Annotated in this window: 23 protein-coding genes; 8 read left to right on the forward strand and 15 right to left on the reverse strand. The window is 68.3% G+C overall.

Going from position 1 to position 23,939, the window contains the following annotated elements:
* Positions 1–162 precede the first annotated feature (162 nt).
* Both L1892_RS08855 and L1892_RS08860 read right to left on the reverse strand, forming a co-directional pair.
* Positions 163–567 (reverse strand): SCO2097 family morphological protein, encoded by a 405-nt coding sequence (locus L1892_RS08855; protein WP_235723222.1) that lies wholly within the window; start codon positions 565–567, stop codon positions 163–165.
* A gap of 162 nt (positions 568–729) precedes the next feature.
* Positions 730–1,203, reverse strand: a complete 474-nt coding sequence (locus L1892_RS08860; protein ID WP_235723223.1) for an SAV_6107 family HEPN domain-containing protein — start codon at positions 1,201–1,203, stop codon at positions 730–732.
* Between the two features lie 314 nt (positions 1,204–1,517).
* Here L1892_RS08860 and L1892_RS08865 point away from each other — a divergent pair, with 314 nt between their 5' ends.
* The 3 genes from L1892_RS08865 to L1892_RS08875 all read left to right on the forward strand — a co-directional run bounded on the left by L1892_RS08865 (position 1,518) and on the right by L1892_RS08875 (position 4,788).
* A complete protein-coding gene (locus L1892_RS08865; RefSeq protein ID WP_235723224.1) occupies positions 1,518–2,192 on the forward strand; it encodes a GNAT family N-acetyltransferase in 675 nt (224 codons plus the stop codon).
* A complete protein-coding gene (locus L1892_RS08870) occupies positions 2,189–3,829 on the forward strand; it encodes a phytoene desaturase family protein (RefSeq protein WP_235723225.1) in 1,641 nt (546 codons plus the stop codon). The genes L1892_RS08865 and L1892_RS08870 overlap by 4 nt, the downstream gene beginning before the upstream one ends.
* A gap of 62 nt (positions 3,830–3,891) precedes the next feature.
* Positions 3,892–4,788: an LppM family (lipo)protein gene (locus L1892_RS08875; RefSeq protein WP_235723226.1), complete on the forward strand. Its 897-nt coding sequence runs from the start codon at positions 3,892–3,894 to the stop codon at positions 4,786–4,788.
* A 24-nt stretch (positions 4,789–4,812) separates the two neighbouring features.
* On the opposite strand, the gene metF is transcribed toward L1892_RS08875, so the two are convergent.
* On the reverse strand, positions 4,813–5,769 hold the full coding sequence (gene metF / locus L1892_RS08880) for a methylenetetrahydrofolate reductase [NAD(P)H] (protein ID WP_235723227.1): 957 nt from the start codon (positions 5,767–5,769) through the stop codon (positions 4,813–4,815).
* Between the two features lie 103 nt (positions 5,770–5,872).
* Between metF and L1892_RS08885 the strand changes: the two genes are divergently transcribed.
* The gene (locus L1892_RS08885; RefSeq protein WP_235723228.1) at positions 5,873–7,012 is read left to right on the forward strand and encodes a polyprenyl synthetase family protein; all 1,140 of its coding nucleotides are present in this window, start codon (positions 5,873–5,875) and stop codon (positions 7,010–7,012) included.
* 68 nt (positions 7,013–7,080) lie between these two features.
* A complete protein-coding gene (locus tag L1892_RS08890; RefSeq protein WP_235723229.1) occupies positions 7,081–8,631 on the forward strand; it encodes an alpha-(1->6)-mannopyranosyltransferase A in 1,551 nt (516 codons plus the stop codon).
* Between the two features lie 10 nt (positions 8,632–8,641).
* On the opposite strand, the gene L1892_RS08895 is transcribed toward L1892_RS08890, so the two are convergent.
* Entirely contained in the window at positions 8,642–9,007 is a 366-nt protein-coding gene (locus L1892_RS08895) for an Rv2175c family DNA-binding protein (protein WP_235723230.1), read from the reverse strand.
* Positions 9,008–9,080: 73 nt separating this feature from the next.
* Between L1892_RS08895 and L1892_RS08900 the strand changes: the two genes are divergently transcribed.
* A complete protein-coding gene (locus L1892_RS08900) occupies positions 9,081–10,244 on the forward strand; it encodes a protein kinase domain-containing protein (RefSeq protein WP_235723231.1) in 1,164 nt (387 codons plus the stop codon).
* A gap of 54 nt (positions 10,245–10,298) precedes the next feature.
* Here the strand turns inward: L1892_RS08900 and L1892_RS08905 are convergent, their stop codons facing one another.
* Entirely contained in the window at positions 10,299–11,693 is a 1,395-nt protein-coding gene (locus tag L1892_RS08905) for a class II 3-deoxy-7-phosphoheptulonate synthase (RefSeq protein ID WP_235723263.1), read from the reverse strand.
* Between the two features lie 67 nt (positions 11,694–11,760).
* Positions 11,761–12,243, reverse strand: coding sequence for a polyadenylate-specific 3'-exoribonuclease AS (locus tag L1892_RS08910; RefSeq protein WP_235723232.1), 483 nt, complete (start codon positions 12,241–12,243; stop codon positions 11,761–11,763).
* Between the two features lie 46 nt (positions 12,244–12,289).
* Here L1892_RS08910 and L1892_RS08915 point away from each other — a divergent pair, with 46 nt between their 5' ends.
* The gene (locus tag L1892_RS08915; protein ID WP_235723233.1) at positions 12,290–13,663 is read left to right on the forward strand and encodes a glycosyltransferase 87 family protein; all 1,374 of its coding nucleotides are present in this window, start codon (positions 12,290–12,292) and stop codon (positions 13,661–13,663) included.
* 60 nt (positions 13,664–13,723) lie between these two features.
* Here L1892_RS08915 and L1892_RS08920 read toward each other — a convergent pair whose 3' ends face one another.
* The 6 genes from L1892_RS08920 to L1892_RS08945 form a co-directional block, all read right to left on the reverse strand.
* On the reverse strand, positions 13,724–14,425 hold the full coding sequence (locus tag L1892_RS08920) for a lysophospholipid acyltransferase family protein (protein WP_235723234.1): 702 nt from the start codon (positions 14,423–14,425) through the stop codon (positions 13,724–13,726).
* A gap of 137 nt (positions 14,426–14,562) precedes the next feature.
* Positions 14,563–15,543 (reverse strand): ROK family protein, encoded by a 981-nt coding sequence (locus L1892_RS08925; RefSeq protein ID WP_235723235.1) that lies wholly within the window; start codon positions 15,541–15,543, stop codon positions 14,563–14,565.
* Entirely contained in the window at positions 15,543–15,983 is a 441-nt protein-coding gene (locus L1892_RS08930; protein ID WP_235723236.1) for a hypothetical protein, read from the reverse strand. Before L1892_RS08930 ends, L1892_RS08925 begins: the two co-directional genes overlap by 1 nt.
* 80 nt (positions 15,984–16,063) lie before the next feature.
* Complete coding sequence (locus L1892_RS08935; RefSeq protein ID WP_235723237.1) at positions 16,064–17,290, reverse strand: ArsA family ATPase; 1,227 nt, start codon at positions 17,288–17,290, stop codon at positions 16,064–16,066.
* 20 nt (positions 17,291–17,310) lie between these two features.
* Positions 17,311–17,748, reverse strand: coding sequence for an SRPBCC family protein (locus tag L1892_RS08940; RefSeq protein ID WP_235723238.1), 438 nt, complete (start codon positions 17,746–17,748; stop codon positions 17,311–17,313).
* Complete coding sequence (locus tag L1892_RS08945) at positions 17,748–18,206, reverse strand: hypothetical protein (protein ID WP_235723239.1); 459 nt, start codon at positions 18,204–18,206, stop codon at positions 17,748–17,750. The genes L1892_RS08940 and L1892_RS08945 overlap by 1 nt, the downstream gene beginning before the upstream one ends.
* A gap of 105 nt (positions 18,207–18,311) precedes the next feature.
* Here L1892_RS08945 and L1892_RS08950 point away from each other — a divergent pair, with 105 nt between their 5' ends.
* Positions 18,312–20,111: an AMP-dependent synthetase/ligase gene (locus tag L1892_RS08950; RefSeq protein ID WP_235723240.1), complete on the forward strand. Its 1,800-nt coding sequence runs from the start codon at positions 18,312–18,314 to the stop codon at positions 20,109–20,111.
* A gap of 34 nt (positions 20,112–20,145) precedes the next feature.
* Here the strand turns inward: L1892_RS08950 and L1892_RS08955 are convergent, their stop codons facing one another.
* Genes L1892_RS08955 through L1892_RS08965 form a run of 3 tightly spaced genes read right to left on the reverse strand, consistent with a single transcriptional unit; the run spans position 20,146 to position 23,819 of the window.
* The gene (locus L1892_RS08955; RefSeq protein ID WP_235723241.1) at positions 20,146–21,264 is read right to left on the reverse strand and encodes a glycosyltransferase family 4 protein; all 1,119 of its coding nucleotides are present in this window, start codon (positions 21,262–21,264) and stop codon (positions 20,146–20,148) included.
* On the reverse strand, positions 21,264–22,826 hold the full coding sequence (locus L1892_RS08960) for a gluzincin family metallopeptidase (protein WP_235723242.1): 1,563 nt from the start codon (positions 22,824–22,826) through the stop codon (positions 21,264–21,266). The genes L1892_RS08955 and L1892_RS08960 overlap by 1 nt, the downstream gene beginning before the upstream one ends.
* Positions 22,827–23,819 (reverse strand): C40 family peptidase, encoded by a 993-nt coding sequence (locus L1892_RS08965; protein WP_235723264.1) that lies wholly within the window; start codon positions 23,817–23,819, stop codon positions 22,827–22,829.
* Between the last annotated feature and the right edge of the window lie 120 nt (positions 23,820–23,939).

Consider the following 23,939-nt stretch of genomic DNA (forward strand, 5'->3'; position numbering starts at 1 on the left):
CGGGACGACACGGGTCGCCGGTCGGTTCCGGTCACGCGGGTCGGTTCCGGTCACCACCGACGCCGACGCCGGCAACAAAGGCCGAGCACGACGAAGGCCGCACACCGTTACGGTGTGCGGCCTCTGCGCAAGTGTGACCGATCAGTCGGTCTCGGGAGTGGTCTACTCCTGTTCGAAACGACGGTTGAAGCGGTCCTCCATGCGCTCGGAGAACTTCCGCTTGGCCCCGCCGGCCTTCGGCTGCTTGGCGGCGGACCCACCCGCCGACTGATTGCCCGTGGAGCCGCGGCCGTCACCACCCCACAACGCCATCAGGCCCGCGCCGAACATCACGAGGAAGCCGATCAGGCTGATGATGGGGAACCCACCGACACGGACCTCGACGACGAGACCGCCGACGAGGAGTACCAGGCCGATGACGAAGATCGCCACCGCCTGCAGACGACGCCGACCACTGGACCTTCCGAGACGACGACGCTTGACGCTCGACGCGAACTTCGGGTCTTCGGCATACAGAGCGCTTTCGATCTGTTCGAGCATGCGCTGCTCGTGCTCCGAAAGAGGCACCGACCCTCCTTTATCCCAACTCCACCGACCCCGATCACAGACCCTGGAGGTCCGCGGTCGTCATCGACGCACCAAGAGCCGCTTGTACGGCTTCAATCCTCATGATACGAGCAGAATCATCCGCCGACCACCATTACCCGTGGTTGCGTCGAATCCCACGCCTCAGGCCGTCCGATCCGGACTGGTCTCCCGCTCGGACAACTTGCCCTGTTCGTGCGCGATGAGCAAGTCCTCGACATCATCGAGGAGCGCGAGCACCTGCCGACGAGTGAGCCGGAGGGTCGTCTCACCCACCGTACGGACGAGTCCGGACTCGATGTCGAGGCGGATGCCCGAATGGTGGGCGAAGTACTCGGCGTGGTCCGCGAGCTCGGGCACCACGATGGGCAGGCGGTTCCAGGCGCTGCGCGAATGCCGACGCCGAGTGGGCCGAATCGACGGCTCGTGGATCTCGAGCACGGCCCCCGCGGCTCGCAACGCGGTCAAGTAGTACTGACGGAAACGTTCTGCGGAGTCCTCGACCCCGTCGGCGTTGTCGAAAAGGATCAGCGCGCGATCGAACAGGTCGCGGCTGCGTCGGACCACGATCGGGTCGATGTCCGGCGTCGCATGGCGCGATGTGGGCGAATTCGGCATCTTCACCTCCCCTACTGATCACCGGTGATCGTGCTTGTAGAGACGATCACGGCACTGCCTGCTATCGCTGTCACCCGCACGCTTCTCGTGCCGGTGCCGTGTTCAACTGCTTTGTACAACGCCGGTCCGACAGCAAACGCTTCCCTCGTTCGCACATCGGACCGGCGCCGCAGCGTCGTCGGGGCCGGAGAACAGCTTGCGGAGGCTGGTTCATCGAACACCCGTTCGACATATTCAATATAGCTAGCGGGTGTGACAGCTTCAAGCGGTCGACGACCCGGATACCGAGAGTTCGACGAGAGGACAGATCTTCGTTGACGATCCGCCTCGTTGAGCTGACCGGGCAGGACGCCCACGCCTGGCTCGAGCCCGCATTGACCATCTACGTGACCGCGATGAACTATCCGCGCGGCACCGAGGTCCACCGTGCCGGGCTGTGGCGCGAGCACATCGGTCGCCCTGGGTGGCGTGCGGTGGGGGCGGTGGCGACCGTGCCGTCGGCCCAGCTCGACTCCCCGCTGATGGCCACGCGGCGGCTGGCACGGCCGGTGGCGGTCGCCGACAACGAGATCCTGGTCGGCATCGCCTACGGCTATCGCGGCGCTCGCGACCAATGGTGGAACCAGCAGTTGCGGATCGGGCTGCGGCAGTCCGGGCGCAGCGACACCGACATCGACGCGATCACCGAGGACTACTTCGAGCTCACCGAGTTGCACGTCCACCCCAGCGTCCAGGGGCAGGGGCTGGGTCAATGGCTGCTGGATCGCCTGTTGGCCGGCCGTTCCGAGAGCAAGGTCCTGCTGTCGACACCGGAGATCCCCGCCGAGGACAACCGGGCGTGGGCGCTCTACCGTCGCCTCGGCTTCACCGATGTGTTGCGGCACTTCACCTTCACCGGCGACCCGCGGCCGTTCGCATTCCTAGGTCGCGCGCTGCCCCTGCACCCCGACAACCCGACCGACCACCGCCGATCGGCATGGCCACGATGACAGGGCGCGTTGTCGGGGTGCAGGGGCTGCGCGCGGCGCCACGCACCCATCCGGTACGCGACGCCGTGGTCATCGGAGCGGGCCACAACGGGCTGATCGCGGCCGCATATCTGGCCCAGGCGGGCCGTTCGGTCCTGGTTCTCGAACGCGACACGGTCGCCGGTGGAGCGGTGTCGACCGTCGAACGCTTTCCGGGCTACCGCGTCGACCGGGGGTCGTCGGCGCACCTGATGATCCGTCACTCCCCGATCCTCGACGAGCTGGACCTGGCCACCCACGGACTGCGCTACGTGGACTGCGACCCGTGGGCCTTCGCCCCCGGCACCGCCACCACGGCGCCGATCATCTTCCACCGGGACCTCGAGGCCACCTGTGCGTCCATCGCGGCCGCTGTGGGCGTCGCGGACGCCGAGGCCTACCGACAGTTCGTGTCCGTGTGGCGCCCCCGCGCCCGCGCGGTCATGCGGTCGTTCTACGCGCCCGCCGCTCCCGGCCGATTCGCGACGGCGTTCACCGGCCTCACCGGTACCGCCGAGACCGCGCGTTCGGGCCCGATCGCGAGCAGGACCGGCGCCATGCTGTCGCTCACCCAGGAACTGATGGCTTCCGGTGATGCGCTGTTGGACCGGTGGTTCGTCGCCGAACCGCTCAAGGCCGCCCTCGCCTGGTTCGGCGCCCAGTCCGGACCACCGATGAACGCGCCCGGGACGGCCCCGATGATCGGTTTCGCCGCTCTCCAACACGATGTTCCCCCCGGCCGGGCGGTGGGTGGCAGCGGCGCGCTCACCGAGGCCCTGTTGCGTCGGATCGCCGACGACGGCGGCGAGGTGGCCACCGACTCGCCTGCGGTCGCGATATCCCGCTGCGGCGACCACTGGCGGGTCGGCACCGCCGATCGGGGTCACTGCGCCACGACCGTCATCTCCGCCTGCCACGTGCTCACCACATTGGATCTGTTGGCCGCGGGTGGATACGACCCGACGATCATCAACCGCTGGCGTTCGCAGATCGCGGTCGGCGACGGCATCGGGATGGCCGTCCGATTCGGCACCGACGCCCTGCCCGTCTACCCCGACCTGCCCTCGGACCTACCGACGCACGGGGTGCATTCCGCCCTGGGCCTGCTCGTGACCGATCGCGCACAATTGCGGCGCGCCCATACGGCCGCGAGCGTCGGCGAACTCCCCGATCGGCCCGCCGTGGTCGCGATGGGCTATTCGGCCATCGACCCGACGCTGGCGCCACCCGGCGAACACCTGCTCAACGTGTGGGCCCAATGGCATCCCCGTCGCCTCGCCGACGGCACCGACTGGCGATCTGCCGCCCCGGCCGCCGCAGCCGCGGTGACCGCCGAACTCGATCGATATGCCCCGGGTTTCAGCGATCACATCCGCCACACCCACATCCAGACACCGGAGGATCTCGAAACCGAACTCGGCCTGGTCGGGGGCAACATCATGCACGTGGAGATGAGTATCGACCAGATGTTCTTCTGGCGACCGCATCCCGATCTGTCGACGCACCGGGTGCCCGGCGCCGACGGCATCCTGCTCGCCGGCGCCTCGACCCATCCCGGGGGCGGGGTGACCGGGGCGAGCGGACGCATCTCGGCACACCTCGCCCTGCGTCGACGCTGATCGCGACCCGGCAGGGCGATGCCGGGAGCGTCGGCCACGTCGGCGCGGCGTCGTCTGGCACGATGATCACCGTGCGCCCGACATCCCGCTGGTCCGCGATCCTGCTGCTGCTGTCCTTGGTGGCCGCGACGCCGTTGCTCGCCGGGTGTCTCGAACGTTCGACAACCGTAGGTGACCGATTCTCCGGAACCGTGGTGGTGGCGACCTCGCCGGACAATCCCCGCGGAGCCCCTCAGCTCGACGTTCCCGAGTCCATGGCATCGCGGGTCACCCTGACCGACTACTCCACGGTGCCCGAGTCGGAATCGGCGGCACCGGACGGCGAGGGCTCGGCGGACGAGGGCTCGGCGGACGAGGGCTCGGCGGATGAGGGCGCCGAGGACGAGATCCCCTACGTCGGCACGCGTGCGGTGTTCACCGACCTCACCAGCGGCCAGTTCGGTCAGCTCGGTGACATCGTCGCGGCCGCGTACGGCGACTCGGCCATGAGCATGGACCTCACCGCCAAGCGCAGCGACGATGTAGTCCGATTCCGCGGCAACGCCGATCTCAGTGACCTGACCGCGGGTCGCGATCTGGTGGACCTGACCGTCGTCTTCGGCGGCCCGGTGACCGCGACCAACGGCGAACAGATCGGTGAGCGCACCGTCCATTGGACACCCGAAGCCGGCAAGCCCGCCGATTTCAGCGCCGACGCCACCTACCCGGATCCGGCAACTGCCGCCGTGAGCAGCTGGTCGTGGTTCATCGCGCTGCTCTGTCTGGTCGTCGTCGGCCTGGTGGTGCGGCTGGCCTTCGCCAACCGTGACCGCAGCCCGCGGCCCGGACGTCCGCGCCGCACTCCCCGTCGCGACCGCGAGCGCAGGCCGAGCAGCGCCTCGTCATCGACGGAGGCCCGGCCGACGGAAGCCCCGCCGACGGCCACCGACGCCTCAACGGGTTCGGGGCCCCGCAGCTGAGCGCACGGGTCGTCCGCGCAGCACTCAGTGCGACGCGGCGGGCAGGGCCGAGCTGGTGTCCACGCCCAGCCGTTCGAGGACCTCGCTGGTCGCCTTGGCGAAGTTGAGGCTGCAGAAATGCAGGCACGGGACGCCCTCGGCCACCAGCCGCTGCGCCATCTCGGTCGCGAAATCGATACCTACCGCGCGGACCGCCTCCCGGTTCTCCTCTGCGCCGTCGCCGGCTGCGGCAGCGAACCTCTCCTGGACGTCGGCCGGGATCACCGAGCCGGAGAGTTCGGCCATCCGTCGCACACTGGCCAACGAGGTGATCGGCATGATGCCCGGGATCAGCGGCTTGGCACCCTGTTCCGGGTCGGCGCGATTGACCCGGTCACGCAACCGCAGGAAGTCCTCCACATCGAAGAACATCTGGGTGATCGAGTATTCGGCGCCGGCACGGAGCTTGTTCACCAGGGTCCTGGTGTCGTGGTCGAGATCGGGTGCGCGGTGGTGCCCTTCCGGGAAGGAGGCGACCCCCACATGGAAATCCCCGAGATCGGCGATCAACCGCACCAACTCTTCGGCATACTCCACGCCGGCTGGATGGCGGACCCATTCGCCGAGCGGATCCCCGGGCGGATCGCCGCGCAGCGCCAAGATGTTCGTGATGCCGTTGTCCGCATACGAGCCGACCAGAGCGCGCAACTCGTCGACACTGTGGTTGACCGCGGTCAGATGAGCCACCGGCAGCAGGGTGGTCTCGGTCGCGAGTTCGCCCGCGATCCGCGCCGTGCGGTCACGGGTGGATCCGCCGGCGCCGTAGGTCATCGAGACGAACGCGGGTCCGAGGCGCTCGAACGCGCGGACCGCCCGCCACAACCGCGCCTCCGCCTCGGCATCACGCGGCGGGAAGAACTCCACCGAGAACGGAACCGTTCCGCGGTGCGGAGCCGACAGCCGGTCGACGATCGACGGGGCGGGGTGGGCGGTTGAAGTCACCTGAACAGTGTACGGACCGGCCGCGCGGCGTCGGTACCCGCGGGCGCTGGGACGGTCCACCCATGTCCTCGTGGTCACCGAGGCCTACCACTAGCCTGACAGGGTGACATCCGCGCTCCCGATCCCCGCCGGACTCGACGACGTCCCGGCCGCCGTCGACTCCGCGCTGACCGCGTTCTTCGACCGCGCGGTCCCGGCGGTGGCCGCGATCGATCCACGGGTCGGGACGGCCGGGGCGGCACTGGCCGACTTCGTCCTCGGCGGCGGAAAGCGTGTGCGCCCGGTCTTCGTCTACGCCGGTTGGCTCGCGGGCAGATCGTCGCCGGCGCCACGCGCAGCCGCCGGCCAGGATGATACCGATGCACTACGAGTGGCCGCGGCGCTGGAGTTGGTCCAGGCCTGCGCGCTCATCCACGACGACGTCATCGACCGCTCCGACACGCGCCGCGGCCGCCCCACCGTCCACCGCGACTTCGAGGAGCGCCATCGCACCGACCGCTGGGCCGGCGACGCGCCACATCACGGTGTGGCCACCGCCATCCTGCTGGGTGATCTCGCGTTGTCGTGGGCCGACGACATGGTTCACGGCCATCTACCCGGCGGCCCTGCCCCCGACGACGGCCCGATCCGTCCGCTGCCGGCCGCCGTCGGCCGCGTGTGGTCGTCGATGCGCACCGAGGTGCTCGGCGGGCAGTATCTCGACATCGTCAACGAGGCTGCCGGTGACGAATCGGTCGACGCCGCCTATCGCGTGATGGAATTCAAGACCGCCGCCTACACCGTGGCCCGACCGCTCGAACTCGGCGCAACGCTGGCCGCCGCCCCACAGGGGCTCATCGACGACCTGCGCTCGGTCGGTCACGACCTCGGTGTGGCCTTCCAGTTGCGCGACGACCTGCTGGGCGTCTTCGGAGATCCCGTCCAGACCGGCAAACCGTCCGGTGACGACCTGGTGGCAGGCAAGCGGACCGCGTTGCTCGCGGTCGGGTTGGCACGAGCCACCGAGCGCGACCCGGCGCTGGCCGACACCCTGCGACACAGCGTGGGCCGTGCTCTCACCGACGTCGAGATCGACACCGCCCGAACCATACTGACCGACGTGGGCGCGCTCGACGAGATGGAACAGCGGATCTCGGCGCTGCTCACCTCCGCCCTGGACACGCTCGCCGCAGCCGATCTCGGCGACACCGTGCGTGCCGAACTGGTCGCCTTCGCCAGGCGCATCGCCCACCGATCGACATGACCGCCCCAACGTCGCCATCCGCTTCCACAACCCCCGTCCGAGGTCACGACGGGGCGGCCTGGCGCCGGATGCTCGCACGTCCGGGCTTCGTCGATCTCCTGCTGGGAACGGCGGGTTCGGTCGCCGTGTGTGTCGGCAGTTTCGGGGTCGGTGACATCGCCCGCAACAACACCGTCGCGCAAGATCTCGGGCTGTCGATGATCACCTACGGTCACGGGAAGACGTTGTTCGGCACCATCTTCTGGCTCGGTGTCGCGACCATGATCATCGCTTGGGTGCGGCTGGGCCGGACACTGCTCGCAGCTCGCGGGAGTTCGGCGCGTGCCGCGCTGCCGACGGTTCGGACGATGCAGACCGGCGTGTTGATGTGGGCGGCACCGCTGGCGGTCGCGGTCCCGGTCTACAGCCGCGATGTCTACGCCTACCTCGGCCAGGGCGCCGTCTTCCGCGAGGGCTTCGATCCCTACGCCGACGGACCCGCGCACCACGCCGGTCCCCTGCTGGACAGCATGGCCCAGGTGTGGGCCTCCACCACCGCACCGTACGGGCCGTTCTTCGTCGGGGTCACCCGGGTGGTCACCGAGATCACCGGCGACCACGCGATCCTCGGCGTCTACGCGATGCGGTTGGTACTGCTACCCGGTCTGCTGCTCGCGTTGTGGTCGATTCCCCGTCTGGCCAACCACTTCTCGGCGTCACCGCAGAGCGGTCTGTGGTTGGCGGTGGCCAACCCGATGATCCTCATCCATCTCGTCGCCGGCACCCATGTCGAACTGCTCATGATGGGAATCCTGGTAGCAGGGGTCGCGCTGGCGGTCAGCGGACGTCACGCCGCCGGACTCGCGGTACTCGGGATCGCCATCTCGATCAAGGTCACCGCTGGGATCGCGATCCCGTTCGTGGTGTGGATCTGGTTGGCGCACATCCGCGCACGACGGCCGGCACGCGTCACAGACGTGGCGGGCGTGTTCGCCGCGGTGATCGTGATACCGGTGGCGGTGTTCACCGTGTGGACCGCCGTGGTCGGCCTCGGCCTGGGCTGGCTCACCGGCCTCGGGTGGGCAGATCGGATCATCAACTGGTTCACCGTGCCAACCCTTGCGGCGCATGTGGTGACGATCGTCGCCGCGCCCTTCACCGCATTGAACCTGCAACCGGTCCTGACGGTGACCCGAGCGGTCGGTGCGGTGGTGCTGGCGATCATCCTGGTCGCGTTGTGGTGGTGGGGACGCCGCGACGAACGCCGGGCGATGGCGGCGATGGTGTGGGCGATGCTCGCGGTGCTGTTGCTCGAACCGTCAACGCTGCCCTGGTATTACACCTGGGTGCTCGGCCTGGCGGCGGCCTTCACAGTCAGGCCGCGCATCTGTGCCGTGGTGGTCTTCGTGTCCACCTTCATGTTGATCGTGTTCCAGCCCGACGATTCGATCCTGTTCTACAAGCTGCCCGAGACACTGCTGGCCATCGCGCTGTCGGCGCTGGCGGCCACTGCGCTGCTGCGACCCGACCCGTTGCGACTGCGCCGCGTGGTGGACTGGTTCACCGCACGGCCCACGAGCACACCCGCGGTACGCGCCGAGAGCGGGTCGCCGTCATCGGACACCGCTGGTCGGATGTGACGCCCGGTATTCAGAACGCCTGGGCCTGAGCCCGGCGCACCACCTCGCGAGCGGAATGGGTGTGCAACGCCTCCGCCGGATGCAGACCGAGATCGTCTTGAACCGTGAACAGCCATCGCATCACGTCGTCACGTGAGTATCCGCCGTCGAACAACACGTCGACGAGACCCGTGAAGTGTTTGGCGATCCCGAGATCGTCGAAGAAGATCGCGGGTACCGCCGGCTGTCCCCCACGGGACACGGCAAGCAGGTGGTGATCGCGGATGAGGGTGCGAACCCGGTTCGGTGAGACCCGCAGTCGGGCAGCCACCTCGTCGACGGTCAATGTGGCGACATCGGTCGGCAGGTTGTCCTCGGACAACGGTAATGAACCCACACCGGGAAGCCTACCGGCTCGCCGACCGCTTCGGTCCCGAGTGGCCGGTGGTACGCCCGGTAGATTCGGCTGCGTGACATCTTCGGCCGATCCTCTTGTGGGCGCGACCCTCGAGAGCCGCTACCGCATCGACGCACCGATCGCGCGCGGCGGAATGTCGGCGGTGTATGTCGGTGTCGATCTGCGACTGGGCCGTTCGGTGGCGGTGAAGGTGATGGACGAACGCTACAGCGGGGATCCACTTTTCCTGCGTCGATTCGAGTTCGAGGCCCGGGCCGTCGCCGGGCTCAAGCATCCCGGCCTGGTCGCCGTCTACGACCAGGGCATCGACAACGGAATCGTCTTCCTGGTGATGGAGCTGGTGGAGGGCGGCAGCCTGCGCGAATTGCTGCGCGAACGCGGACCGATGCCACCGCACGCCGTCACCGCGGTGGTCGACCCGGTCCTCGGTGGCCTGGGCACCGCACACGCCGGCGGCCTGGTCCACCGCGACGTGAAGCCCGAGAACGTTCTGATCTCCGAGCGCGGCGAGGTCAAGGTCGCCGACTTCGGCCTGGTCCGCGCAGTTGCCGAGGCCGGTGTGACATCGGCGAGCGTGATCCTGGGCACCGCCGCCTACCTATCTCCCGAGCAAGTCGAGTCCGGCGACGCCGACGCCCGTAGCGATGTGTACTCGACAGGCGTCATGATGTTCGAATTACTCACCGGCCGAACCCCTTTCCGCGGCGACACGCCGTTGGCACTGGCCTATCAGCGGTTGAGCTACGACGTGCCGGCACCGGGTGACGTCGTCGACGGAGTACCCGAGGAGTTCGACGAGATCGTGTTGCGGGCCACCGAACGCAATCCGGCGGAGCGCTACGCGGACGGATTCGACATGCAACGGGCGTTACTCGCCGCGGCCGAGGACCTCGACCTTCCACCGTTCACCGTGCCCGCACCGCGTCGTTCGGCCGAGCGGGAGACCATGGCGCGCATGCGTGCCGGCGCTCCCGCCGGCGCGCCCCCAGCGACACCCGGTCCACCCCAGCACACCCGGGTCCAGTCGCAGGCCACCCCGGGGGTCCCGCCATCGCGCGGTCGGGCGGCACAGCCGACCCGCGCCGCCCGCGCGGTGCCGGCCGAACAGGACGACAACGGAGCGCTGCGCGCGGCCATCTGGATCGGCCTGGTCCTCGTGCTGGCCATCGCGATCGGCGCCGCAGCCTGGTGGGCGGGCCAGGAGTTCCTGATCTGACCGTGCACCGGCTACCCCGCATGGCACATACGACGTTCCCGGGATCCCGATTCGTCAGCCGCGCAACATCTCTGCGACCAAGAAGGCCAACTCGAGCGACTGCTGGGTGTTGAGCCGAGGGTCACACGCGGTCTCGTAGCGGCCGGCCAGGTCCAGATCGGAGATGTCCTGGGCCCCACCGAGGCATTCGGTGACATCCTCTCCGGTCAACTCGATGTGGACCCCGCCGGGATGCGTACCGAGTGCCCGATGGACCTCGAAGAAGCCCTGGACCTCGTCGACCACCCGGTCGAAGTGACGGGTCTTGTAGCCGGTGGACGATTCGTGCGTATTGCCGTGCATCGGGTCGCATTGCCAGATCACCTTGTGCCCGCTGGCCTCCACCGCGGAGACGATGGCCGGCAGCACGTCGCGCACCTTGTTGTTGCCCATCCGAGACACCAGGGTGAGGCGGCCGGGCCGGTTGTGCGGGTCGAGACGTTCGACGTACTCGACGGCCTGCTCCGGAGTCGTCGTCGGCCCGATCTTCACACCGATCGGGTTGCTGATGAGTTCGGCCAGCGCGACGTGTGCACCGTCGAGTTGTCGGGTGCGCTCGCCGATCCACAAGAAGTGCGCCGACAGATCGTAGAGAACCTTCTCATCCGGATTGTCCGGGTCGTCCGCCAAGCGCAGCATCGCACGCTCGTAGTCGATCACCAGCGCCTCGTGCGAGGCGAAGATAGACGCGGAGTCCAACTTGGAGTCGGTCACTCCACACGCATCCATGAACCGCAACCCGCGGTCGATTTCCGACGCCAGGGCCTCGTAGCGGGCACCGGCGGGTGACGTGCGGACGAATTCTCGGTTCCACAGGTGCACGCGACGCAGGTCGGCCTCCGAGCCGGTGAGGGCGCGCACCAGATTCATCGCAGCGGCCGCGTTGGCGTAGGCCCGCACCAGCCGCGACGGGTCGTGCACGCGGGCGGCCTCGTCGGCGACGAAGCCGTTCACCATGTCGCCGCGGTAGGACAGCAAACCGAGCGCGTCGGTGTCCGACGATCGCGGCTTGGCGTATTGACCGGCGATCCGCGCCACCTTCACCACCGGCATACTCGCGCCGTAGGTCAGGACCACGGCCATCTGCAGCAGCGTTCGGATGTTGCCCTTGATGTGCGGCTCGGTGTTGTCGACGAAGGTCTCGGCACAGTCCCCGCCCTGCAGCAGGAAGGCGCGTCCCTCGGCCACCTCGGCGAGCTGGGCCGACAGCGCCTGGACCTCGACCGGCATGCAGATGGGCGGCACACTCTCCAACACGGTGCGCATCTTGCGCGCCTCATCGGCGGGCCAGCTGGGCTGCTGGAGCGCCGGACGGGCGATGGCATCATCGAACCGGGCCTGCAGGTCGCCGGGCAGCGGCGGGAGCTCCGGGAGATCTTCGATCGGAACGTCTACGGTCCAGTTGGTCACCACGGATACAGGGTAGTGGAGTCGTCGAGGTGCCCGATCGAGGGGCCGAGGCATGCCTCGGCGACCATCAGCGCTTCGACTGTTCGATGACCTGCCAGCGACGCAGGTTGTGCCGCGCGTCGGTCAACGCGTCGTGGGCATCACGGGGAGACGCCGGCAGACTCGGTCGGCCCGCCGCCTCCCAATGCTGTCGCAGTTCACGGGTGAAACGCGGCATCACCCGAGGTAGCGCGGTCATCGGCCCCCACAGCTGACACAGCACCACGTGGTCATAGGCGCCCACCCATGCCCACAGCTCCACCTCGTCGTCGGCCTCGGTGAGAAACGCCAGCAGGTCGTCGCGGATCTGGCGCCTGCCGCGCCAGGCCGGCGATGCAGGCGAGGGTAGTTTCGGCAACACATTGGCCCGCACCCAGTCCCCGGCCCGCGCCGGGTCGAACTCCGTGGAGACCGCGTAGAATTCCCGACCGTCCTCGGCGACGACACCGATCGAGATGAGCTCGATGGTGGTGCCGTCCTCGATAAACTCCGAGTCGTAGAAGAACCGCATAGCCACCAGTATTCACACACCCTGTGAGCGGAGAGACGCCGAGACCATGACTGTCCTGTCCGAGGCCGATGCCCGGCTGCACCGATGGGTACCGTCGGTGCCCATCCGCAGCGTCATCGCCGTGGCCTTCGCAGCGTCGGTGACCCTGCAGATCGTGGGTGTTCCGTTCACCTCCAGCTTCGGTACCCGCACCCGTATCGATCTCGACGTCTACCGGCTGGGTGCGCAGATCTGGCAGCAGGGTCAGAGTCTGTACGCGGACGGTTCGATGCCATTCACCAGCGATGGGATCTGGCTGCCGTTCACCTATCCCCCGTTCGCGGCAATCGGTTTCGTTCCGCTCGGTCTGCTCGGTCTCGGCCTCGCCGGATTGTTGATGTCGATCCTGACGGCCGCACTCGTCGTGATCTGCGGACACATCGTGCTCGGGGTGCTGTCGGTGGGTAACACCGCCAACCGGTGGTGGATCGCGCTGATGGTGGGCGGAGTCGCGGTCTGGTCCAATCCCTTGTGGATGACCCTGGGCTTCGGTCAGATCAACATCGTGCTGATGACGTTGATCATCGTCGACGTGTTCGTCGTCGGCCGGGGCCGCGCGCGGGCGGCCGGCCCGCTGCAGGGGGTGCTCACCGGCGTCGCGGCTGCAGTGAAACTCACCCCGCTGGTCTTCATCGCGGTCTTCCTCATCGCGCGTAGCTGGCGGCCGGCAATCGTCGCGGGCGTCACCTTCGTAGGCGCGGGAGTGCTGGCCTGGATCTGGCTACCCGCCGATTCGCTGACCTACTGGACCCACACCCTGTTCCACACCACTCGCATCGGCGACCCGGCCGGACGCATCAACCAGAACATCAATGCGATGTGGATTCGGCTGGTGCCGCACGCCGAGATGACCGAACAGTTGCTGTGGGTGGCCAGCTCGGTGGTGGTGACGGGCCTGGCCGTCGTCGCGGCCCGCGCCTGTCGTCCGGTGTCGGCTTTTCGGGCGTTGCGCGCGCCCGACACCCCCGCGCCCGACGCATCGTCGGCGCCGGGGTCTGCCGGGGTCGCGGCCGTCCTGGTCACCTGCGTCGTAGCGACCTGGGGTCTGCTGGTGTCGCCGACATCCTGGGCCCACCACTGGGTGTGGGCGATTCCGACGATCCTGGTCGCGACGGTGGTGGCTGCCCGTAGCACCGACCGCCGCGTTCAGGTGGCGCACGTGTCGGTCGCGGCGAGCGGTGTCGTCATCTTTGCGCTCGGCCCGTTCCAGTTCTTGTCGCCTGCGGTGCGACAGTGGTCGGTCGTCGATCATCTGATCGGCAACGCGTACACCCTGTGGGGTCTCGGGTTCCTGGTGGTGGTGTGGCTGCTGCCGCCGCAGTGGACCGAACGTCGCACCGCCATGCCACGCACGGAGATGGCCGGGACCGGCGCCGCATGATCCTTTGGCCATGCGGATCCGGCGGGCCCGGTTCGCGCGGTGGGAGTGAGGCGGTATGAGTCAGGCGGCAGCCGGCTCCGCCGGCGCGGTGGGCTTGTTCTTGAGCGACGCCGCGTAGATGTCCACGTACTGCTGCCCCGACAACTGCATCAACTCGTACATGATCTCGTCGGTGACCGCCCGCTCGATGAACCGGTTGCCCTGCATCCCCTCATACCGCGCGAAGTCGAGCGGCTCACCGACCTTGATGACGATGCGCGACGGTCGCGGAATGATGGTCCCCGGCGGGTTGAGCTTCTCGGTGTTGATCATGGCCACCGGGATCACCGGCACCCCGGTGTCCAGGGCCACCCGGGCCAGGCCCGTCTTGCCCTTGTAGAGCCGCCCATCCGGAGAACGTGTGCCCTCCGGATACATCCCCATCAGGGTGCCCGCCTCGAGCTGCCGACGGGCGGCGGTCAACGCACCCGCGGCGGCCTCGGCGCCCGATCGGTCGATGGGGATCTGCCCGACCGCGGAGAAGAACCAGCGCTGGAACGCACCCTTGACCCCTGTGCCCGTGAAGTATTCGGCCTTGGCGAGAAAGTAGATCCGGCGGCGGACCATCAGCGGCAGATAGAAGCTGTCCATCACGGCGAGGTGATTACTCGCCAGGATCGCGGGCCCACGCTCCGGAATGTTCTCCAACCCCTCGATCCTGGGTCGGCCGAGGACTCGCAGAATCGGTCCGAGCAGCACGTACTTGAATGCGTAATACCACATCGATGACTCCGAACCTCGTCGATCGCCGCCGCCTCAGACACTACCCGCCGAGACCTGGACCACAGGGTCGATATCCGCGCACAATTGGCGGTTACCGAAACCCGCTGAAACGATACCCGCAGAAACGATACACACCCTCAGCTTCGGGTGGGCGCCTCGGCGAGGTGCGTACTGATGGCCTGGCGCGCAACCTCGGCGGCACCCACCACACCGGCGCTCTCACCAAGCTGCGTGCCGCGGATCCGTGCCAGCTGCCGGTGTCCGGCACCGGTCACCAGACGCGCGTAATGTTCTCGCGCCTCGTCCAGGAACAGTCCCGACGCGGCCCCCACGCCACCGGCGAGCACGATCAGATCGGGATCGAAGATGTCGGCGATCATGGCGAGTCCCTGCCCGAGCGATTGCGCGAATTGCGCGAACGCCGCCAGCGCGACGGCGTCACCGTCGGCGGCAGCACCGGCGACGCGGCGGCCGGTGAGCGCACCCGGGTCTGCTGCGACATCTGCGGCCAGTTGACTGCGCCCCCAGTCCCCGTCGGCCAGCAGCTCAAGCACCGTGTCGACCAGAGCTGTTCCGCTGCAATACCGTTCCCAGCAGCCAAGCTTTCCGCAGGAACACGGCCGACCGTCCGGGACCACGGTGAGATGGCCGAGTTCGGGCGCCACACCGAAGCTGCCCCGATAGATCTGTCCGTCCAACAGCAGGCCCGCGCCGATGCCGGTGCCGATCGCGAGCACCAGCGAGTTCCGGCCGCCGGCCGCGGCCCCGAAACGTCGTTCGGCGACCGCAGCGGCATTGGCGTCGTGCTCGGCGAACACCGGGATGCCGATCCGGGCGGTCATGTCCTCGGCGACGGTGGCCTCCCGCCATGGCAGATGCGGCGCGAACCGGATCACCCGACGGTCCGGTGTCAGAAACCCGGCGATCGCCAGGCCGACAGCCTTGGCCGCCCACCGGGAGGTCAGCTCACCGACCAACCGGTCCAGACAGTGTTCGAGTGCCTGCGCGGTCGGCGGAGTTGCCGCACGCAACGTGTCGAGCATCGCACCACGGTCGTCGACCACCGACGCACGCACGCTGGTACCGCCGATGTCGATACCGATCGTCAAGTCCCCCATCAGTCCTCACCTTCGAACTCGCGATGGTGGACGTCCGACGGACCACGCGTGTCGATACGTACCGCGATCTGCTGATAACCGGTGTCGGCGCGCGGAGAAGTCTGTGGGGTCGATCGCAGCGCACTCGCGATCGCCTCCAACACCGCGATCAACGCGGAGATGAGGCGGGCGAGCAGGTCACCGAGCTCGGCGAGCAGCGACGTGATCTCACCGGACAGGTCGACGAGATCCGCCACATCGGCGGCGGACTCCGGCGAACCCGCTCGGCCCCGACCCGACGCGCTCGACTGGCGCTGGCCCGTACCACCGAACATCGCGGCCACCTGGTCGATCTGGGCGGCCAGGCCCAACAGGAAGTCGCGCAGCGGATCACCTACGGGACCGCGCGCGTGGCCGGCGACGTTGTCGTCACCACTCCCGGTCGTGTCGTCCGAGGTCATCTGGGCAGCTCCCCCTGTCCGGCTCGGCAGTAGTGTACGCGACGTCGGCCGCGCCGCTGTGTGGCAGGCAAACGACGACGTCAGCGACCTTTCGGCCACAGCTTCGGGTCCGGTACAAACCGCACGACGAGTTCGGTGCCGTCCCAGGCCGCGTCCACCACGACGCATCGCCGCAGCACCGAGGGCAACCGGACCGGATGGCGGAAGCCACCAACGGTGACCAGCAGGTCGTCACCGGATCGTCCGAGCTGCAGGGTGTCGGGTTCGGGAAGCCGTTGCCGCCACGTGAGTTCGAACACCCGATCCTGGCCGCGCACGGTCTCGGAACCGTCGTCGGCGCCGACCTCCGCCACGCGCGCGGCTCCGGTGCCACACCGGCGTCCGTCCGGGCGCGCGAACGTGACGCCGACCTTGCGAAGCCGGGCCGCCCGATCGATCGGCTCGTCCACCCGGTCGACGTTGATCACCTCGACGTCGCGGTCGTCGTGCACCACCGACCGTAGGCGCGCCACGCGACGGTCACAACCGTCACCGACCCCGCGGTTGACGATCACCGAACGCAGGGCAAGGCCCATCACATCGACATTTGCCAGCAAGGCCGGTAGCAGTCGCTCGGCGCGACCGTCGGTGCCGATCACCAGATGTACTGCGACACTGTGCGCATCGGTCGTCAGTTCGGCGATGTCGACACAGTCCCGGTCGATCGCGTCGACGGCCGCGGTCACCTGGGCCAGGACCGGCCGCTCTGCCGCAGCGGCCAGCCGACGGTGGCGCGGCCACAACCGATTCAGCGCCTGACTGAGCACCGAGGCGGCCCGCAGGAACTCGAACGGGTCGCCGAGTCCCGAGACGTCGACGACGATCCGTCGCCAGGTGCCGCCGGCGGCCTCGTCGCGGATCCGACGCAGCAGCAGGAAATCCTCGATACCCGGCAACGCGGCGAGTTCACCTGCGGAGATCTCCGATGCCACCCCGAGCCCCGGCAGCGATACCCGGGAACGGGCCACCGTCTCCGACAGCACGGCGGTGAAGTCGGACCACGACCGCTCCACCAGTCCGAGCCGATCCAACGACAACAGATGCAGTCGGGACGACACCGCCACCGGCTCCGCCGACGTTCGGTAGACACCGAACAGTTCCGCGGTCGGCGACCAGCGGTCCACGGTGATCAGCAGCGTGTCCTGCTCGGGCACGAGACCGCTTCCGGCGCCGCGGGTCCGGGGTCCGGCCCGCTGTCCGCGGGCCCGACCCAGTGCCCCCGATGCCGCGGCCACCGAGACCCCGGCGCCACCCGGCCCGATCACCACATGAATGGGCGTGAGATCGATCAGCCTTCGACCCTCTTCTTCAAGTCGTTCAGTGCGGCCTCGGTGATGGCCTTCTCCGCACGCCGTTTGAGTTGCCCGATCATCGGCACCAGCAGATCCACCATGAGTTCATAGGTGACCTTGGTGGAACCCGGGACCTGCTGGGACAACACATATCGCCCGCGTTGGTCACGTTGCAGATCGCTGCTGACCAATGTCCATGCCACCGTCCGGTCGTCGGCACCCCAGTCGTAGCTCAGAACATAAGTGTCCTGGAGCACGCCGGCATCGAGGACGAACCGCACCACTCGTGGCCGACCGTCGACCCCGGTCTCGATCACCTCCACCTCCCGCGCCGCGGACACCCAGTCGGGATAGTGATCGAAATCGGCGATAACCGCCATGATGTCGGAAGCGTCGGCGTTGATCACGATGGAACGCTCGGTGTGGTCGGCCATCACCGCACCACTTTCGTGGCCGTCGCGTTCGCCGACGTGGTGTCGGCGTCGGGGTCCCGGGTCGCCGGTCCGCCGACCACACGCCCGGACTCCAGGCGCGCCTTCACCTCGAAAGACATCGCCCGGCCGGCGGCGCGACGGCGACGGTTGGCGTTGGCGAGCCCATCCGCATCCCAGGCGCCGGCCCCGGTGTCCACCGGTTCGGCGTGCAGGAAGTAGTGCAGGGTGAACCCGTCGAGGACCGGTTCGCACCAGACCTCCATACTGCCCACCAGTGGACCGTCCACCGTCCAGCGAACGCCCTGCGCACCGCGATCCTCGATGACGCCGAGACGGAGATCGGGCCACCAGCGCCGCCAGTTGCCCTGGTCCCCGACCGCCTCGGCGGCCAGCGACGGAGCCGCCGCGACAAAGGTCTCGTCGGCCACCTGAATGCTCGTCACGTTCACTAGCTTCACATACTCTCGGTGGCCCCGGACAGCAGACCTGACGGGACGCGCGTACGGTTTGCGCGGCGACGGGACTACCATCGCTGATGAGAACCGAGGCTGAAAGGTGGCCCGATGACCGAGTTCAGCGTCCCGGCGCGCTTCTCCATCCCGGAGAATGCCGACTGCACGGACATCATCTTCCGGATCGCCGAACGCGAACCCGACAAGGTGGTCTTCCGACGCAAGGTCGACACGGATTGGCAGCCGGTCACCGCCGCCGAGGCGGCCGCGCAGATCACCGCCATCGCCAAGGGCCTGATCGCCGTGGGCGTGTCGCCCGGCGACCGCGTCGCACTCCTCTCGCGTACTCGCCTCGAGTGGAACCTGATCGATTTCGCGATCTGGTCGGCCGGTGCCATCACGGTGCCCATCTACGATTCGTCGTCCGGACCGCAGATCGAATGGATCATGCGCGATTCCGGGGCCGGGGCGATCATCGTCGAAGATGACGGCCATCGTCGGATCGTCGACGGCATCGACGGCCTCGATTCGGTGGACGTCTTCCAGATCGACGCGTCCGACGGTGACGGCGCGATCGCTCACCTCACCGCGGTGGGCGCCGAGGTCCACGACGACGAGGTACTCAAGCGGCGCACCGCCCTGCGTTGCGCCGATCCGGCCACGCTGATCTACACCTCCGGAACCACCGGTCGCCCCAAAGGATGCGAGCTGACGCACGCCAACATGCTTTCCGAGGTGCGCGGGGTCCTGGAGAGCCCGATGCACACCCTGCTGGGCCCGGGCAAACGTCTGCTCATGTTCCTGCCGCTGGCACATGTCCTCGCCCGCGCCATCACCCTGGTGGCCATCGAGGCCGGGGTGGAGGTCGGCCACCACGCCGATACCCGCACCCTGGTCGCCGAGTTCGCAACGTTCCGGCCGTCGGTGATCCTCTCGGTGCCACGAGTGTTCGAGAAGGTCTACAACACCGCACAGCAGTCCGCCCACGACGACGGGAAGGGCAGGATCTTCGACCTGGCCGCGGATGCGGCGATCGAGTACTCCTCCGCCGACGAACGCGGTTCGGTCGGACTGTTCCTCAAGTTAAAGCACGCAGTGTTCGATCGTCTCGTCTACGGAAAGTTGCGCGCCGCTCTGGGCGGGCAGTGCGAGGCCGCGATCTCGGGTGGCGCACCCCTCGGCGCACGCCTCGGCCACTTCTTCCGCGGCATCGGAATTCCGGTGTACGAAGGCTACGGACTCACCGAGACCACGGCGGCGTTCAGCGTCAACACCCCCGGCGCCGTGAAAGTCGGTACCGTCGGGAAACCGTTGCCGGGCAACCGCGTCCGGATCGCCGACGATGGCGAGGTAATGCTGTCGGGTGGTGTGGTCTTCGCCGAGTACTGGCAGAATCCGGAGGCGACGGCAACTGCTGTCGAAGACGGCTGGTTCCACACCGGTGACCTCGGCACACTCGACGAGGACGGCTACCTGACGATCACCGGACGGAAGAAAGAGCTGATCGTCACCGCCGGCGGCAAGAACGTCTCTCCGGCGGGTCTCGAGGACGTGATCCGGGCCAATGCACTCATCTCGCAGGCACTCGTCATCGGCGACGCGAAACCGTTCATCGCAGCGCTGGTCACGATCGATCCGGAGGCGTTCGGCGGCTGGAAGCAGCGCAACGGGAAGCCTTCCGACGCCACGGTTGCCGACCTGGTCGACGATCCGGACCTGCGGGCCGAGGTGCAGGGCGCGGTCGACGCCGCCAACGAGACCGTCTCGCACGCCGAGGCGATCAAGAAGTTCCGGGTGCTCGCCGACGACTTCACCGAGGAGACCGGCGAGATGACGCCGACGCTGAAGGTCAAGCGGAATGTGGTGGTCGACAAGTTCTCCGACGACATCGACGCGATCTACGCGCGGTAGCCGACATCGCACGGCGCCAGGCGGGCGGCTCGAGCTACAGCAGCTGACGTAGACGTGCCGCGATGGCACTCCACTGCCAGCTCTGCAGCACGTGTTCGCGTCCGTTGGCGCCCATCTCGGCGGCAGCGGAGCGATCGCTGAGGACCGCGGTGATGGCGAGCGCCACGGCGTCGATGTCGGTCCCGTCGACCACGGTGCCAGTGACGCCTTCCACCACGGTCTCGGGTGCTCCGCCGGATTGTCCGGCCACCACCGGCACCCCTGTGGCCGATGCCTCGAGGTAGACGATGCCCAATCCCTCCACGTCCAGCCCACCCCCACGGGTGCGGGCCGGCATGGCGAAGACGTCGGCGACATTGTGGTACTCGGGTAGCTCCGCCGACGGCACCGAACCGGTGAACACCACGTGGTCGGCGACCCCGTCGTCGTCGGCGAGCCGATGCAGGTGCTCCGCATAGGGGCCACCACCGACGATCACCAGCACCACGTCACCGACCTCGCGACGGATCAACGGCAGCGCCCGGATCAGGACGTCCTGACCCTTGCGCGGCACCAGTCGGGACAGACACAGCACCGTCGGACGATCGCCCAGTTCCAACCGGTCGCGTAGGCGCCGACGTGCGCCGGGATCAGGCGCGAAGCGGTCGGTGTCCACGCCCGGCGGTAGGTACTCCAGTGCGGCGTGCGCACCGAACGCGGATGCGAAACGGCCACGCGTGTAACGACTCACGAAGGTCACCGCGTCGGTGTGTCGACCGATGTGGGCGAGCACCTGCCGGGCGACCGGCAGCATCGACCAACCGACCTCGTGCCCGTGCGTGCTCGCAACGACCCGTTGTGCCCCCGCCCGCCGCATCGCCGGGGCGAGCGTCGCCAATGGCGCGGCGGCACCGAACCACACCGTCGAGATGTCATGGGTCGCGATGAGCCGGGCGGCACGCCGCGCGACGGCCGGTGTCGGCAACATCAGCGACGTCGGGTGACGGACAATTGTGTAGGGCTGCGCGGCGTCGAACTCCTCGTGTCCCCGCCATCGCGGTGCGTAGACCACCACTTCCTCGGGCGGCAACAGATCCACCAAATTCTGCAGATACGACTGGATTCCGCCCGGCCGGGGCGGAAAATCGTTGGTCACCAACAAAGTACGTCGCATCAGCGCACCTGGGTGCTCAGCCAGCGCCGCCATCCCGCGACGAATTCGGTACGCGACACACCGAGCACGTCCACGATGGCCTCATCCTGCTGCGCGGTGTCGTCGGTGGCCGCGACTCCGATGTAGAGCTCACGCAGCCGGTCCTCGCCGTAGCGGTCGGCGACGTAGGCCGCCACCGACCACGCGGACTGGTAAGCACGTCGTGCGCCGTCGGAATCGACCGCGAAGTCGCGGTCGGCGGGTAGGTCCGCGGGGAGGTCGCCGACGTCCACGGCAGCCGCGAGATCCGGTGCCGCATCCGCGAACCGGGTATAGGTGCCGTTGCGTCCGACATATTCCGGTACTCCCTCGGTGATCCACAGCGGCGCGCCCGCCGCGGTGTCGACGCGCGCTGCGACATGGGTGAGCTCGTGGCGCAGCACCACGCCGAGTGCCGCATTCGACAGCCGCGCGGCACCCGGCGTGAGAACCACTCGCTGCCCCACCGCCACGCCGTCGTCAGTGTCGACACGACTGTAGACGGTTGCGGCGGCAGCTGCGGCGACGTCGGTCCCGGCGCTGCGCGTCAACGTCCGGAACTCGCCTGGGCGCGCGGTCGCCACCACGACCGCCCGCCGGGGCCAGTCCTCACCCCAGAACGCCGTCACCGCCTCCACCGAACCCGGCGCGAGTTCGCGGACACGCGCGACCACCTCGGCGGTCCCCGGATACGAGGCGATCACCGAGGTGCCGCCGGACGTCTGGACATCGGATGCTCCCAGGCCGGGCAGATCCCACAACTGGGTGGGAGCGGCGTCACCACCGATCGCTGCGCCATCACCGACCACCGTCCAGTCGTCGCCGTAGCGCGCCATCACCAGCTGCATGCCCACCACCACATCCGGTTCGTCGACCCCCGGGGTGCTCGCGCCGCCGAGGGCGTATCGGAGTTCGATCGGCGCCACCCACGAGTCCGAACTCCCCTGTGCGTCGAGTCGCTGCTGCAGGTCCGCAGGCACCAGCACCTCCGCCTCCGTGGTGGGCGCGACCTCGTATCGGAAATCTTTGAGCCGTAGTGCAGTTCCGCGCGGCGCCACGGTCACGACCGTGGGGGACGAACCACTCGGCTGTGACCTGGGGGGCGCCGACGAGTTCGGTACGCGGCCGGTCGTCGGCGGCGACGAGAGCGGCGCGGTCGACGGCCGTGGGGCCGTTGGTCGCGGGGACTCCGCGCTCACGACGCTGCCGGAGAGGTTGACCGCAGCGGCGCGCAGTCGGGCACGGAACTCGGGTGTGGCGGCCGGATCGATGAGCCCGTCCACCCGATCTGCATCGCCTGCACTCAGCGCGCCACTGAGATCGTCGAGCGTTCGCTGTACGCCGTCCGCACGTTGTTGTTCAAAGACGTTCAGCGACGTCGTCGCGGTGGTGGACGCGCTGCTCGATGGCGTGCCCTGCTCGGCCGGGGCCGCACAACCGGCAAGGACCGCAACGGTGAGCACAGCGAGGAGTGCGCCCGGGGCTCGGCGCCACCGATCCGTCTGGTTGCCGGTCACCGGCACGTGTTCGTCGCCGATCGCCACTCAGTACCGACGGGCGGTGTTGTACGGTCCGGCATCGTCGATCGGCACGACCTTCACCGGCACGCCGAACGTCGAGGCATGGATCACGTAACCGTCGCCCACGTACATGCCGACGTGGTGGGCGTCGGAGTAGTAGATGATCAGGTCACCGGGCTTCAGGTTCTGTCGATCGACCGGTTGACCGGACCCGCTCTGCGCTTCACTGGACCGCGGCAATGTCTTGCCGGCCTGCTGGTAGGCCCACACCATCAGACCCGAACAGTCGAACGAACTGGGCCCGGTCGCGCCCCACACGTACGGATCACCGATACGAGTCAGCGCGGCCTGCACCGCGACGAGAGCCGACGAGGTTCCCTTGGGCACGAGCCGGGGGTCGAAGTCGAAATCTGGGCCGCGCAGGGCAGCGAGCTGCTTACCGGTCATCGATTCGTAGACCGCCCGGATCTGCACCGCCTGCAGTTGCAGATTCGCCTGCTTGGCCTGCAGTTCCCCACGCGTTTTCTCCGCGGCGGCCACCGCCGTGGTCGCATCGGCCGCCGTCTTGTCTGCCGCCCGCTTGGCCTCGGTGGTGGTGGCGCGGGCGTCTTTGAGGCCCTGGAGATCTGCCGCGGATTGCCGGGAGATGAGCTCCAGACCGGACATCTGGTCGAGCAGCGCTTGCGGCGAGTCGCTGACGAGGACAGCGTAGAGCCGGTTGACCCGCGCACCCTTGTAGCTGGCACGTACGACCGAGTCGACCCGGGTCTGGTAGTTCTCCAGCCGTTGCTGCGTCGATGCCAGGGTGCGATCGGCCTCGGTCGACGCCTTCTTCGCCTGAGCCACGATGCGCCGCTGCTTGTCGTATTCGATCTGGGCGTTGTGCATCGCCTCGGCCGATTTCTCGGCGTCGTCGCTCAGCTTCTTGTACTCGGCGAGGAGTTGGTCAGGAGTGCGAACCGGAGCCGCCGCCGCCGAACCGGCGGTCATCGCGGCACCGAACTGCCCGGACACCATTCCCAGCGCGACCAGGACCGCGACGAGCAGTACCGGCACGGGTCGTCTGTGTGTCCCCGACCGGCCGGAAACCACGGCTGTCACCTCTTCACCACCATTTCCCCCACATCACCGGGCGGT

Source organism: Gordonia tangerina, from assembly GCF_021556435.1.
Classification (GTDB): domain Bacteria; phylum Actinomycetota; class Actinomycetes; order Mycobacteriales; family Mycobacteriaceae; genus Gordonia; species Gordonia tangerina.